The 12,324-nt window shown below is 52.6% G+C and carries 14 protein-coding genes; 11 read left to right on the forward strand and 3 right to left on the reverse strand.

The features are described 5' to 3' along the window. The first annotated feature begins 108 nt into the window (after window positions 1-108). The gene (gene miaA, locus KNP79_RS02155; RefSeq protein ID WP_215191042.1) at window positions 109-1,059 is read left to right on the forward strand and encodes a tRNA (adenosine(37)-N6)-dimethylallyltransferase MiaA; all 951 of its coding nucleotides are present in this window, start codon (window positions 109-111) and stop codon (window positions 1,057-1,059) included. Window positions 1,060-1,071: 12 nt separating this feature from the next. Then, the gene (hfq, locus tag KNP79_RS02160; protein WP_021067304.1) at window positions 1,072-1,320 is read left to right on the forward strand and encodes an RNA chaperone Hfq; all 249 of its coding nucleotides are present in this window, start codon (window positions 1,072-1,074) and stop codon (window positions 1,318-1,320) included. A gap of 40 nt (window positions 1,321-1,360) precedes the next feature. Here the strand turns inward: hfq and KNP79_RS02165 are convergent, their stop codons facing one another. Further along, on the reverse strand, window positions 1,361-1,873 hold the full coding sequence (locus KNP79_RS02165) for a hypothetical protein (protein ID WP_215191044.1): 513 nt from the start codon (window positions 1,871-1,873) through the stop codon (window positions 1,361-1,363). Between the two features lie 156 nt (window positions 1,874-2,029). Between KNP79_RS02165 and KNP79_RS02170 the strand changes: the two genes are divergently transcribed. The 6 genes from KNP79_RS02170 to KNP79_RS02195 all read left to right on the forward strand — a co-directional run bounded on the left by KNP79_RS02170 (window position 2,030) and on the right by KNP79_RS02195 (window position 8,474). Next, window positions 2,030-3,208, forward strand: a complete 1,179-nt coding sequence (locus KNP79_RS02170; RefSeq protein ID WP_215191046.1) for a DNA-binding protein — start codon at window positions 2,030-2,032, stop codon at window positions 3,206-3,208. Window positions 3,209-3,223: 15 nt separating this feature from the next. Next, on the forward strand, window positions 3,224-4,153 hold the full coding sequence (locus KNP79_RS02175) for a CobW family GTP-binding protein (RefSeq protein ID WP_215191199.1): 930 nt from the start codon (window positions 3,224-3,226) through the stop codon (window positions 4,151-4,153). Next, entirely contained in the window at window positions 4,153-4,935 is a 783-nt protein-coding gene (locus KNP79_RS02180) for a 5'-3' exonuclease (RefSeq protein WP_215191048.1), read from the forward strand. The genes KNP79_RS02175 and KNP79_RS02180 overlap by 1 nt, the downstream gene beginning before the upstream one ends. After that, a complete protein-coding gene (locus KNP79_RS02185) occupies window positions 4,916-5,305 on the forward strand; it encodes a reverse transcriptase-like protein (RefSeq protein WP_215191055.1) in 390 nt (129 codons plus the stop codon). The genes KNP79_RS02180 and KNP79_RS02185 overlap by 20 nt, the downstream gene beginning before the upstream one ends. A gap of 106 nt (window positions 5,306-5,411) precedes the next feature. Next, on the forward strand, window positions 5,412-6,812 hold the full coding sequence (gene fumC / locus KNP79_RS02190) for a class II fumarate hydratase (RefSeq protein ID WP_215191061.1): 1,401 nt from the start codon (window positions 5,412-5,414) through the stop codon (window positions 6,810-6,812). 171 nt (window positions 6,813-6,983) lie between these two features. Next, window positions 6,984-8,474, forward strand: coding sequence for a GGDEF domain-containing protein (locus KNP79_RS02195; protein ID WP_215191064.1), 1,491 nt, complete (start codon window positions 6,984-6,986; stop codon window positions 8,472-8,474). Between the two features lie 15 nt (window positions 8,475-8,489). Here KNP79_RS02195 and KNP79_RS02200 read toward each other — a convergent pair whose 3' ends face one another. Further along, on the reverse strand, window positions 8,490-8,969 hold the full coding sequence (locus tag KNP79_RS02200) for a dihydrofolate reductase (protein ID WP_215191065.1): 480 nt from the start codon (window positions 8,967-8,969) through the stop codon (window positions 8,490-8,492). After that, a complete protein-coding gene (locus KNP79_RS02205; protein WP_215191067.1) occupies window positions 8,966-9,760 on the reverse strand; it encodes a thymidylate synthase in 795 nt (264 codons plus the stop codon). Before KNP79_RS02205 ends, KNP79_RS02200 begins: the two co-directional genes overlap by 4 nt. Before the next feature lie 222 nt (window positions 9,761-9,982). Here KNP79_RS02205 and KNP79_RS02210 point away from each other — a divergent pair, with 222 nt between their 5' ends. From KNP79_RS02210 to KNP79_RS02220, 3 genes are all read left to right on the forward strand, one after another. Next, window positions 9,983-10,903 (forward strand): NAD(P)-dependent alcohol dehydrogenase, encoded by a 921-nt coding sequence (locus KNP79_RS02210; protein WP_215191069.1) that lies wholly within the window; start codon window positions 9,983-9,985, stop codon window positions 10,901-10,903. 95 nt (window positions 10,904-10,998) lie between these two features. After that, window positions 10,999-11,523, forward strand: coding sequence for a type 1 glutamine amidotransferase domain-containing protein (locus tag KNP79_RS02215; RefSeq protein WP_034777442.1), 525 nt, complete (start codon window positions 10,999-11,001; stop codon window positions 11,521-11,523). A gap of 26 nt (window positions 11,524-11,549) precedes the next feature. After that, window positions 11,550-12,284, forward strand: a complete 735-nt coding sequence (locus KNP79_RS02220) for a Bax inhibitor-1/YccA family protein (protein WP_214752088.1) — start codon at window positions 11,550-11,552, stop codon at window positions 12,282-12,284. Window positions 12,285-12,324: the final 40 nt, after the last annotated feature.

The raw sequence follows: 12,324 nt of genomic DNA on the forward strand, positions 1-12,324 counted from the left end.
TTATGCGGATGGATGCTGTTTGCGGTCGTGTTTGATGATACAATTAAGAGAAGAATTTAACGGACCGTTTCCTTTTTGGAACGGTCTTTCGTTTGAGGAGTGACAAGGATGGAACAAACACCAGTCATCGTCCTCGTCGGACCGACCGCTGTCGGGAAGACGAAGACAGGAATCGAGCTCGCGAAAGCGTTCAACGGCGAAATCGTATCGGGGGACTCGGTCCAAGTGTACCGGGGGATGGATATCGGTTCGGCGAAAGTGACGGTCGAGGAAGCGGAAGGAATCCCGCATCATTTGATTGATATTTGTGACCCGGACGAGGCGATGAGCGTCGCCAAATTTCAAACGTTGGCCCGGACGGCGATCGACGACATCTACGCGCGCGGGAAATTGCCGATTTTAGTCGGCGGGACTGGTCTGTATATCCGATCGATTTTATATGACTATGAGTTTACGGAGCGACCGGTCGACCACGCTTTGCGCGAATCGCTTGAATTAGAGGCGGAGGCGAATGGCCCCGAGGCGCTGCATTCCCGCCTGCGGTCGCTCGACCCAAAACGGGCCGAGAGCATTCATCCAAATAACGTCCGCCGTGTCATCCGAGCCCTCGAAGTCGCGCTGCAAGGGGATGCTCAGGCGATGGATAGCCTTCCATCCCAGCATTACGCATACAAATTGTTCGTGCTTCATGCCGACCGGGACGTGCTCTATGAGCGCATCAACCTTCGTGTCGACTTGATGCTCGAAGCAGGTCTCATCGAGGAAGTCGAGCGCTTGCTCGCAGCCGGTTACCGAGACACGCAAGCGATGCGTGCCATCGGTTACAAGGAAGTCGTTCCGTATATTGATGGATTGATGACACGGGAACAGATGACGGAGATGCTCAAACTGCACACGCGCAAGTTCGCAAAACGTCAATTAACCTGGTTCCGTCATCAATTTGATGGGATTTGGGTCGATATGGGACGAAAATCATTTGAACTATCGTATCAAAATATTTATGATGAGGTTGAGGAGTTTTTTCGAAAATTCCGATTATTTGAAAGAGACATAGACTAGGGGGAATGCAACATGAAAGCTAGCTATAACATCCAAGACCATTTTTTGAATCAATTACGCAAAGAAATGGTGCCGACGACCGTCTTTTTAGTCAGCGGATTTCAAATTCGGGGAGTCATCAAATCGTTTGACAACTTCACGGTCATCGTCGAATCAGAGGGACGCCAACAGTTGATTTATAAGCATGCGATTTCAACGTTCTCACCAGCGCGGAACGTCACGTTGTTCGAACCGGAAGCGGTCGAAGTGACAGAAGGTTAATTTAAGGCATAAGAAAGAGCGGCCCGGGGACCGCTCTTTTTTATGCCGTTTTGACGTTCGGATCGAGATCGAGTGCTTCGATCACACGATGGATGGCGCAACCGCCGAGCAGCGAGTCGAGCTGGTCGCAGAGCTGTGTCGGTGCCGACCGATACAAGTGGGTATATGTCCGTTTCCATGACCGTTCGGCCGACTGGATGCGCACGAGCAGGTCGGCATGACCGAGTTCTTTCAGTTTATCGATATTCATCCGGTTCGTCCGGGCGAATGCCGATAAAACGACGGCCTTAGCGAGCGGTGTTTGAATCGGATAACCGGCGACGACCAGTACGGCCATCGCTCCTTTCATCTCGTGCTCGATGACCGAGTCGACGAGTTGGTCTGGCGTATATGGGTTTCCGGCATGCCCCGAGACCGCCGTGACGAGTTCGTGATGTGTGACCGGACAAGTCGATGCCTGTAAAATGCTGGCGATTGTCGAGTGCGTAGTGGCGTAACGTGTCGCTTCCCCTGTTGCGATCAACCGTTCGTACGTATCTACCAATGAAATCATGTGAGTTCCCCCTTTATCTAGCTACCTTTATCGTAACAATTATAGTAAGCGCTTTCAATATAATTTGGGAAACTTCATGACCTATAACGAAAGTATGTTCGCCTCGAAGCGAAAAACACGATACAATGGGCAAAGAGAAGAAGGAGGGCATTGTACATGAACTATTACCAACAGATTGATCCGATAGTGGGGAGCGGTTTCGACCGGACCCGGTTCCAACTTCCGACCGTCGAAAAAGCGTCGACACGGTTATCCGATCTTACAGACGGAACGCCGGTCCAGACGAAAGCGCTCGTCAGTACGGTCGAAGTACGCGAGGGTAAGTCCGGCGCGAAGTGGTTGCAATTGAATTTGACGACATCAAGCGGACTCATCCGTGCGAAGCAGTGGTTGCGCGGCAATGAAGATCAATTGTTGCCGATTTACGAATCAGGCGTCATCGAGCTCGAAGGGAAAATCGATGTCTATCCGAAACCGGACGGCGCCAAGTCGATCACCATCGACCGGGCAAAACCGATTGCCCGGGACGAGGCCGTGTCTCTTTTGCCCGGTCTTCCTGGAGAGGAGACGATGGAGCAGTACGCCGACGAACTGTTCGCGATTCTGTCGACGCTCTCTCCTGACTATCAAGCGATCGCGATGTCACTCCTCGACCGCTATTGGGACGATTTCGTCCTTGCACCGGCCGCCCTGTATCATCATCACAACTATGTCGGTGGCTTAATGAAGCACACGGTCTGCATGCTTCGACTCGGCTATCGCATCCAAGAACAAGACGACCATTTGGCGATGGCGTTCCGGGTCATCAAAGAGGCCGAGCAGTTGCACAAAGTAGACGTATGGAATACGATGAACGGTGTAAAAGTTGAACAGGCGTTCCGAGGCACGTTCGAGTCGCTCTATGCGGCTTGTGAGGCCATCGCCGAGTTGAAAGAGCCGCTACGTTGGGACGAGCTCGCGCTCGGGATTTTATTCCACGATATCGGCAAGCTGTTCGAATACAGCCATTTGCTGTCGTCTCCGAAACGGTTCGAGCAACTGTTCTCGGTCAACGGCACGAGTGAGACGACCGGAATCTCGATCAATCCGATGGGGAGCTTGATTGGGCATATGCCGTATGGCGGATTGTTGTTCGAGAAGAGTCAACAAGCCGCAAGCGTCACGTTGCCGCTCGACGCCCATCACCGGATTTGGCATATGATTTTATCCCACCACGGCAAGCGTGAGTGGGGCTCGAGCGTGTTACCGGTCACGACAGAAGCGTGGATGCTTCATTTGATTGACTTGCTGGATGCGCGCTATGAGAAATGGGCGCGGGTCCACGAAAATTTATAAGGCGAGGTGCAGTACATGATTCCCGTGCAATTGGTGACCGGTTTTTTAGGCGCCGGAAAAACGACCTATATGAATCGCTTGCTAGAAGCGACGGACGAGCGGCTGCTTGTCATCGTCAACGAGCTTGGATCGGTCAATATCGACGAACAGTTGATCGTCAAGATGGATCAAGAGCAAATCGAGTTGTCGAACGGTTGCATCTGTTGCTCGATTCAAAGCGATTTGAGCAAGACGTTCTATCAGCTTGCATCGAAGGATACGTTCGACCGCATCGTCATCGAGACGACCGGTGTCGCCGACCCGGCACCAATCATTCAGACGATTTATTACGATGATTACTTACGGACACGGTTCAAGCTGACGGCGATTTTGACGGTCGTCGACGCCAGTCAAATGGACCGCGAGTTGTTTATAGAAGGAATTCATCAAATCGCCTATGCGGATGTGATTCTGATGAACAAAGTCGACCTCGTCGATGACGTCACGCTCGAACAAGCGCATGAGCGGATTAAAGCATTAAATCCGACCGTTCGGGTCATCGAGACGGTCCAGACGGTCGGCGACTATGATTTGACGGAAAATACGTTCCAGCTTTCACGCGTCGACGAGCAACTCCTCAGTCAACTGACGGCCGGACATACGTCCGTCTCTTCACTACGGGCCGTCACGCTCACGACGGACGTGCCGCTCAAACGGGAACGCGTCACTCAATACGTGCGAGAAGTGCTCATGCACTATGAGGATGATGTCTATCGTTTGAAGGCGATTGTCCGATTAGACGGAGAGTCGTCGAAGTTCGTCGTCCAGGCGACGAATCAACTGATGGGGGCGACATTCGCCAACGAACCGAGCGACGACTCGCGCTCCGTCTTCGTTTGGATCGGGAAGAATCTTGACCGGGACGCGCTCGTGCGCGGATTACAAGCTTGTGAGGTGAATGCATGATGAGATTGATGTTAGTCGACGGGTTTAACCTCCTGTCTCGTTATTATTTTGCCACAGAGCGTCGGCGGGCGCTCGATCCCGATGTGACGTTGAAAGGTCTGCTCCGTAAAGTTGACGGATGGACGAACGACTTCACGCATATCGCCTTCTTTTGGGACGGACCGCGTGAGACGACACATCGTTACGCTTTGTTTCCGGACTATAAAGCGACCCGCACCGGCTTACCGGAACCGTTGTTCCACGATTACGTCAAGTTGCGGGCAGCGTTGACCGAGCGCGGGATTTTTCAGTCCGAACTTGCCGGTTACGAGGCTGATGACTTGATCGGGGCCGTCGCGACCGCGTTCCCGGGCGAATCATATATGTATTCGTCGGACCGCGATTTGCATCAGCTGCTTTCCCCGAACGTGTTTCAAATCGTTCCGAAAAAAGGCGAAGAGATCATCATGAATCAAGAAGTGTTCGTTGCTTCGTACGGCGTCCGGCCAGAGCAGTTCGTCGATGTGAAAGCGCTCCAAGGCGACGCCTCTGACAATATCCCAGGTGTCCGCGGCATCGGACCGAAGACGGCGACCATCCTCGTCCAGTCGTATGACACGGTCGAAACACTTTATGACATCGTCAGACAAGAAGCGCTCCAAGAGGCGCATCAGAAGTTTGCGAAGAAACTCGACGGGCAAGAAGAAGTGGCGCTCTTATCGAAACGTCTCTCGCTCATCGATATCCATGCACCGATTGAGACCGATTGGGAGGCGTATCGCTTTGGTACACATTTATTTTGATGCGGCGACGAACCAAGAAATAGGTGAGAACGGGCTTGGTGTCTGGGTCAAGACGACCGACGGCACGGTGTCCACGTACATCGCCAAACGTGTCGGGTTGACGAGCGTTCAGGCGGAGCTCGCCGCGCTCGCTTTTGCCCTCGAACAAGCGCACGAGCTCACAGACGAAGCGACGTTCATGTTTTATTCAGATGCCGAGACGGTCGTACGGGCGCTCGAGCAGCGGTTCTTAAAAGACCAATCGATGCGTCCTTTATTCGTCAAGGCGCTGACGCTATATGACGAGTTGCCGAACAAGTTCATCAAATGGATTCCGCGGGCAGAGAACCGGGCCCATGATGTGGCGAAACAGGCATTGATAACAGGATGAGAGTCGGGCTTTGGCCCGACTTTTTGTCAATTGCAGGGGAATGATTTCTTTTTTGCAAAAGTTTCGCTAAAATGAAAGCGTAGTCAAAAAAAGAGGGGGAATTTTCATGGAATATCGGATCGAACGGGACACGATGGGGGAAATCAACGTTCCAGCTTCAGCCAAATGGGGAGCCCAAACACAGCGCAGTCTAGAGAACTTTAAAATCGGGACGGAAAAAATGCCGCTCGAGGTCGTACATGCTTTTGCGATTTTGAAAAAAGGTGCCGCACTCGCTAACGCCGAGCTCGGTGTATTGGAGCAAGCGAAAGCCGACATCATCGCGGAAGTCGCCGATGAGATTGTCGCCGGAAAACATGACGCCGAGTTTCCGCTCGTCGTCTGGCAGACGGGTTCAGGGACACAGTCGAACATGAACGTCAACGAAGTCATCGCCCACTTGGCGAACGATAAGTTAAAAGAGCGTGGTCAAACGCTCACGGTTCACCCGAATGACGACGTCAATAAGTCGCAGAGTTCGAACGACACGTACCCGACGGCGATGCATATCGCGGCCATCCTTGCGGTCGAGGACCATGTGTTGCCGTCAATCGAGGCGCTCCATGCAACGCTCGCGAAAAAAGCCGAGTCATTCATGGACGTTGTTAAGATTGGTCGGACGCACTTGCAAGATGCGACGCCGGTCACGCTCGGACAAGAGATCAGCGGCTGGGTCCGCATGCTCGAGCTGTCGAAACAGATGATTGAGCGCACGCTCGAACCGTTGACCGAGCTCGCCCTCGGCGGAACGGCGGTCGGGACGGGCATCAACGCCCATCCCCAGTTCGGCGAAGTCGTGGCCGAGAAAATCTCGCAAGAGACCGGCAAACATTTCATCACGGCCGTCAACAAGTTCCATGCGCTCACGAGCCACGATCAGCTCGTGTTCACCCATGGTGCCTTGAAAGCACTCGCCATGGACGCGATGAAAATCGCCAATGACGTCCGTTGGCTCGCGTCTGGTCCGCGTGCCGGCATCGGCGAGATTTTGATTCCGGAGAACGAACCGGGCAGCTCGATCATGCCTGGGAAAGTCAACCCGACGCAGAGTGAGGCGTTGACGATGGTCGCGGCCCAAGTGCTCGGTAATGATGCGACGATTGGATTCGGGGCGAGCCAAGGAAACTTCGAGTTGAACGTGTTCAAACCTGTCATCATGTATAATTTTCTCCAGACGTGCCGCCTGTTGACGGACAGTTTGCATTCGTTCGACGTGCATTGCGCCGTCGGGATCGAGCCGGATTTAGACGTGATTGCGCACAACGTCGAGCGTTCGCTCATGCTTGTGACAGCGCTCAACCCGCACATCGGTTATGAGAATGCGGCCAAAATCGCAAAGCTTGCCCATAAAAATGGGACATCGTTGAAAGAAGCGGCTCTCGAGACCGGTCTTTTGACAGAAGAGCAGTTCGATCAGTGGATTCGTCCGGAAGAGATGACATCACCTAACCTAAAAGTTGGTAAATAAGGAAAGAGCGGTCTTGGACCGCTCTTTTATTGTCGTCAAATAGGCCATAAGAACCATCTTACTGTCAAACAATAGGTGAAAAATGAGGAAATAGTTGTATTTTCGTAAATCAAGTCGCATAATCATAGACATAAGCATAGACTGGGGAGAACGAAACTGGGGGGGTCGGGAATGAAGCAGCAGCAACTCACAGATCGTATACATACTATCTTGGCGCAAATCACCAGCGCGAGACAGATTCAAACAACAGAGATCGAGTTCTTATTAAATTGGATGAAGCAAGAAGTGAAGCATCGTCGCTTAATGCACTTGCTTGAGATATTCAGTCGCGTCGAGTCTGACGTGCGTGAACTGCCACCAGTCTTGACGCAAGCCGAAGCCATGGCTTTGATCGCCCCAGTGAAACGTTATATCCATACTGTCCTAGGTATCGAACAAGAAGACGAAGATCTCGTCCTCATTTTATCAAACAGCTTTTCGACGTTCAGCCGCTATAAACCGCGTGTCGAAAAACTCGGGGCACGTCCTGTCTTCTTACAGACGTTAGAAGAAGCCGTCGAATATGATTATGAAGACGTTCCGAAAGCCATCATCATGGATGTCGAACTGTGGGCCCGCTTCCCGGAGCGGGCGATTCAATCGTTCGTCAGTAAGATGAAGAAACTGTACGTACCGCTCATCGTGATCGGAACGAATGAACATTATCGCTTGGCCGCCTATTCGTATGGTTTCGATGACTATTGGGAAGAGTGGGTACCGATGGAAGAGCGGCTCGTTCGCCTCGGACATCACATCGAGAAGGCCCGGCTCGTCTCGAACGCGCTACTCGTCGACGAATTGACGGGCGCCTTCAATAGGAAATATTTGAAGGCGACATTCAGCCGCTTCATGTCCCGACTTGAGCGTTCCGGTGAGAGCTTCACGCTCGCCCTGCTCGACATCGACCATTTCAAACAGCTGAATGATACGTTCGGTCATGCCTACGGGGATGACGTGTTACATCGTGTCGCCGAGGAGATTCGCTTAGCAATTCGCTCCAGTGATGAGTTGATTCGTTACGGCGGGGAAGAATTTCTCATTATCCTCAACGTGTCAGAGCGTCACGTTGTCGATGCGGTGCTCGAACGGGTCCGCAGTCGCATCGAGGAAATGACATTTACATATGAACATCACGTTACCGTATCGATCGGGTATACCCGTGTCTGTCAGACCGGGATGACGCTCGGCGAATGGTGTGCCTATGCCGATGAGGCGCTCTACAAGGCGAAGCGCGATGGACGCAATCGAATCATCCGCTACTCGTCAGCCGTCCGCGAGGAGAAACGGCTCGCTTACGTGACGATGAGTCCTGAGAAGTACGCTTTGCTCGCCGAGCGCTTGCCGAAGCAACACCGACGTTACGAGGTCATCTATCGTCCATATGATCATTATGTTTGTAACGATCATATGGAAATGTTCATCCTTGATGACTCGGGGACGAGTGAGACGAAAGGGACGCTCTCGGCCGTCAAAGAGCAACGCGGCAAGTACAGCCATATTTTGGCTGTGTCAAAACGAACCGCGCTCGAACTTGGGACGCTGTACGACGACTTGGCCGAACGAGACCATCATGACGCCATCACTGAAAAGATCGAGCAATGGCTCGAGAAATTACCAGACTAAAAAAGGGACGTCGACTCAGTCGATGTCCCTTTTTTCATATTGGCGGAAAGTGAAACTATAGGCATGCCGTTCGTCGGCCGGGTGGAACTGTTCGTCCGTCACGGTGAGCCCGTCCGGCAAGGCCGGATAATACGTGTCTGCCTCGAACGTGCCGTCGACTTCAGTCACATAAAACCGGTCCGTCATTGAAAGCGTCTGCTCATAGAGCGTCGCCCCACCGATGATATAAAGGTCTGTCGTCTCGGCTTTAAGCGATTCGAGGTCGTGCCAGACGTCAACTCCTTCAGCCGAGAAGGTACGGTCCGACGTGACGACGATATTGCGACGGTTCGGAAGTGGTCGACCAATCGATTCGAACGTCTTTCGTCCCATGATGACCGTCTGACCCGTCGTGATGGCTTTGAACTGTTTCAAGTCGTCCGGCAGACGCCAGAGTAACTCGTTATCTTTCCCGATTTCACGGTTGCGTCCGATGGCGACGACATGGGCAATCATACGCTGACCGCTCCTTTAATGTGCGGGTGCGGGTCGTAGCCGACAATCTCGAAGTCCTCGAAACGGAAGTCCTCAATCGACGACACGTCGCGCAAGATGTTCAAGGACGGTAACGGTCGAGTCTCACGCGTCAATTGAAGGTTCACTTGTTCGAGGTGGTTATGGTAAATGTGGGCGTCGCCGAGCGTATGGACGAAATCACCGACTTCAAGACCCGTCACATGGGCGACCATGTGCGTGAGCAAGGCGTATGATGCGATATTGAATGGTACACCGAGGAACGTGTCGGCACTCCGTTGATAGAGCTGGCACGATAATTTGCCGTCCGCGACGTAAAATTGGAACAACAGGTGGCAAGGCGGCAGCGCCATGTCCTCGAGCTGCCCCGGATTCCATGCCGAGACGATGAGCCGACGCGAATCTGGGTTCGTCTTAATCTGCTCGATTACTTGCGCGAGCTGGTCGACAGTCGTGCCGTCCGGTTTCGGGAACGAGCGCCACTGCGCCCCATAGACCGGTCCGAGATTGCCATCCTCGTCGGCCCATTCGTTCCAAATGCGGACCCCGTTGTCTTGAAGGTACTTGACGTTTGTGTCACCGGTGATGAACCAGAGCAGTTCATGGATGATCGAGCGGGTATGTAGTTTTTTCGTCGTAATCAGGGGGAAGCCTTCCTGAAGATTGAAACGCATCTGGTAGCCGAACACGCTCGTCGTCCCGGTCCCGGTCCGGTCTTCTTTGACGACACCGTGCTCGAGGATATGGGCACATAAATCGTGATATTGTTTCATTGGGAAATCCCCTTTCTCGTTTAAAAATTTACAAAAAGCCGCACTCATTATAACACAATATATTGATAAAATGATGGTCATTCAGTTGAGTTGTTCCTAAATATCGATTTATGCACTCGAATGTTTCACATGTTGAAGATGTGATAATAGTAGATTAAATCGTACGAAAAACCTTTATCGCGACATCTCATTGTCCCGTTCAGATTGATGAGGAGGTACATGATGAAAGCAGTGATTTGTACCGCATATGGACCACCGGACGTGTTGCAGCTTCAAGAAGTCGACAAGCCGGTGCCAAAATCGGATGAATTATTGATTCAAGTCCACGCCACAGCCGTCCATTCTGGGGACCGTCGGCTACGGTCGCTCGATGTACCGGTTGCCGGCAAGCTACCGATGCGGCTCGTCGTCGGTCTCAAAGCACCACGTCAACCGATTCTTGGTGTCGTCTTGGCAGGTGAGGTCGTCGAGACGGGCAATCGGGTCAAGCAGTTCAAAGTCGGTGACCGCGTCTATGCGCTGACCGGGATGCGGTTCGGCGGCTATGCCGAATATGCATGTGTCAAAGCGAGTAAATGTGTCGAACGCATGCCGACAAACGCTAGTTTTATCGAAGCGGCGAGCTTGCCGTTCGGCGGTACGACGGCTCTGCATTTTTTGCGCAAGGCGAAGATTGAACAAGCGAAGACCGTATTGATTTTCGGGGCTTCCGGGGCAGTCGGTTCGATGGCCGTTCAAATCGCAAAATATTACGGGGCTCATGTGACGGCAGTTTGTCGGGAACGGAACTTCGAACTCGTCAGAAGTCTCGGCGCGGACGTCGTGATTGACTACACCATAGACGGCTACGACGGGAAACTGAGCACATACGATGCCGTATTCGATGCGGCCGGAAAAATCGATAAACGGATGGCACGGAAGCATGTCGCCGAACACGGGAAATTCAGCTCTGTCGCCGGACAAGGACCTGCGAGTGAACGGAAAGAGGACCTGACTTTTTTGAACGAGCTGTACGAAACCGGACGAGTAAAGGCCGTCATCGATTCGGTTTATCCGCTCGAGGACATCGTCGCGGCGCATCGATACGTGGATGCCGGAGGAAAAGCTGGGAATGTGATCTTGACCGTGGCACAAGCAAATTGATTCAAGTTAAGCGACGTGCGTTTCGCAATCGTCCCTGTTTTCGCCACGTGTCTTATAGGGTATACTTGTGAAAGACAAATAAAGGGAGGGATTCGATGCAATTACAAGGTAAGAATGTCCTGCAAATCGTTAGCGACGACTTTGAAGACTTAGAATTATGGTATCCGGTCCATCGGTTACGCGAGGAAGGCGCAAACGTCATCCTGGCTGGCGAGAAGGCGGATCACGCCTATATCGGTAAGTATGGTGTTCCGGCCAAGTCGGACATCGCGTTCGACGACGTCGACATCTCATCGTACGACGCCATACTCGTCCCGGGCGGCTGGTCACCCGACTTGTTGCGCCGATTCGATTCGGTGAAAGGGTTCGTCCGCTATATGCATGACGAGAAGCGGCCAATCGGTCAAATCTGTCACGCTGGCTGGGTGTTGATTTCAGCGAAAATTCTTGATGGCGTCAATGTCACGAGCACACCGGGCATTAAAGATGATATGGAAAACGCGGGTGCGATTTGGCATGATGAGCCGGTCGTCGTCGATGGCCATATCGTCTCGAGCCGCCGTCCGCCTGACCTGCCTGACTATATGCGAGAATTCATCAAGGTCATGGCCAAGAACTGAAAATAGAATAAAGGGGTTAACGACAGTTGAAGCTTAAATCGAATCCAGTTCTCCGTAAATCAATGGAGACAACAGCTTATAGCGCCACGCCGATGACGAAAGCCGGTACGTGGTCGAAAGTGTTCACGTTACTCTTGCTCGTCACGGCAGCCGCCGGAACGACGTGGATGCTCGTGCCGACAATCGGGGAAGCGTTATTGTTCCCGCTTATGATTGGCTCGCTTATCCTCGGCTTGGTGTTGGCACTCGTCATCACGTTCAAACCGAGAACGGCTCCGGTCGTCGCGCCATTGTATGGCATCGTTGAAGGTGTATTCGTCGGGTTGATTTCCTACTTCTTCGAAGCAATGCTTCCGGGCATCGTCGGACGTGCCGTCTTGACGACGTTCATCGTCGCGTTCGCGATGTGGTTCGTCTACTCGACGGGTCTCGTCAAAGTGACGCAAAAGTTCCGCGCCGGTGTCACGGCCGCGATTTTTACGGTCATGTTGCTTTATCTCGTCCAAATCGGGATGAGTTTCTTCGGTTCAGGACTCCCGTTCATGACGGGCTCGTCACCGCTCGCCATCGGCGTTCAATTCGTCATCGTCATCATCGCCTCGCTCGCGCTCGTACTAGACTTCGACTATATCGCTCGTCAAGTCGAGAGTCGGGCCCCAAAAGAGCTCGAATGGGTCGCGGCGTTCGGATTGATTGTGACGCTCATCTGGCTCTACATTGAACTACTTGATTTACTCTATCGCCTCGCCATGCGCGACTGATCATCGGCCTTTGGGCCGGTGATTTTTTTAAAGAAAGGAT

The sequence above is a fragment of the Exiguobacterium sp. s7 genome (assembly GCF_018618195.1).
Lineage (GTDB): Bacteria > Bacillota > Bacilli > Exiguobacteriales > Exiguobacteriaceae > Exiguobacterium > Exiguobacterium mexicanum_A.

Bases quoted from the DNA above. Each gene is read 5' to 3' on its own strand.
- miaA (WP_215191042.1), top strand. From the start codon at position 109: ATGGAACAAACACCAGTCATCGTCCTCGTCGGACCGACCGCTGTCGGG.
- hfq (WP_021067304.1), top strand. From the start codon at position 1,072: ATGAAAGCTAGCTATAACATCCAAGACCATTTTTTGAATCAATTACGC.
- KNP79_RS02165 (WP_215191044.1), bottom strand. From the start codon at position 1,873: ATGATTTCATTGGTAGATACGTACGAACGGTTGATCGCAACAGGGGAA.
- KNP79_RS02170 (WP_215191046.1), top strand. From the start codon at position 2,030: ATGAACTATTACCAACAGATTGATCCGATAGTGGGGAGCGGTTTCGAC.
- KNP79_RS02175 (WP_215191199.1), top strand. From the start codon at position 3,224: ATGATTCCCGTGCAATTGGTGACCGGTTTTTTAGGCGCCGGAAAAACG.
- KNP79_RS02180 (WP_215191048.1), top strand. From the start codon at position 4,153: ATGAGATTGATGTTAGTCGACGGGTTTAACCTCCTGTCTCGTTATTAT.
- fumC (WP_215191061.1), top strand. From the start codon at position 5,412: ATGGAATATCGGATCGAACGGGACACGATGGGGGAAATCAACGTTCCA.
- KNP79_RS02195 (WP_215191064.1), top strand. From the start codon at position 6,984: ATGAAGCAGCAGCAACTCACAGATCGTATACATACTATCTTGGCGCAA.
- KNP79_RS02200 (WP_215191065.1), bottom strand. From the start codon at position 8,969: ATGATTGCCCATGTCGTCGCCATCGGACGCAACCGTGAAATCGGGAAA.
- KNP79_RS02205 (WP_215191067.1), bottom strand. From the start codon at position 9,760: ATGAAACAATATCACGATTTATGTGCCCATATCCTCGAGCACGGTGTC.
- KNP79_RS02210 (WP_215191069.1), top strand. From the start codon at position 9,983: ATGAAAGCAGTGATTTGTACCGCATATGGACCACCGGACGTGTTGCAG.
- KNP79_RS02215 (WP_034777442.1), top strand. From the start codon at position 10,999: ATGCAATTACAAGGTAAGAATGTCCTGCAAATCGTTAGCGACGACTTT.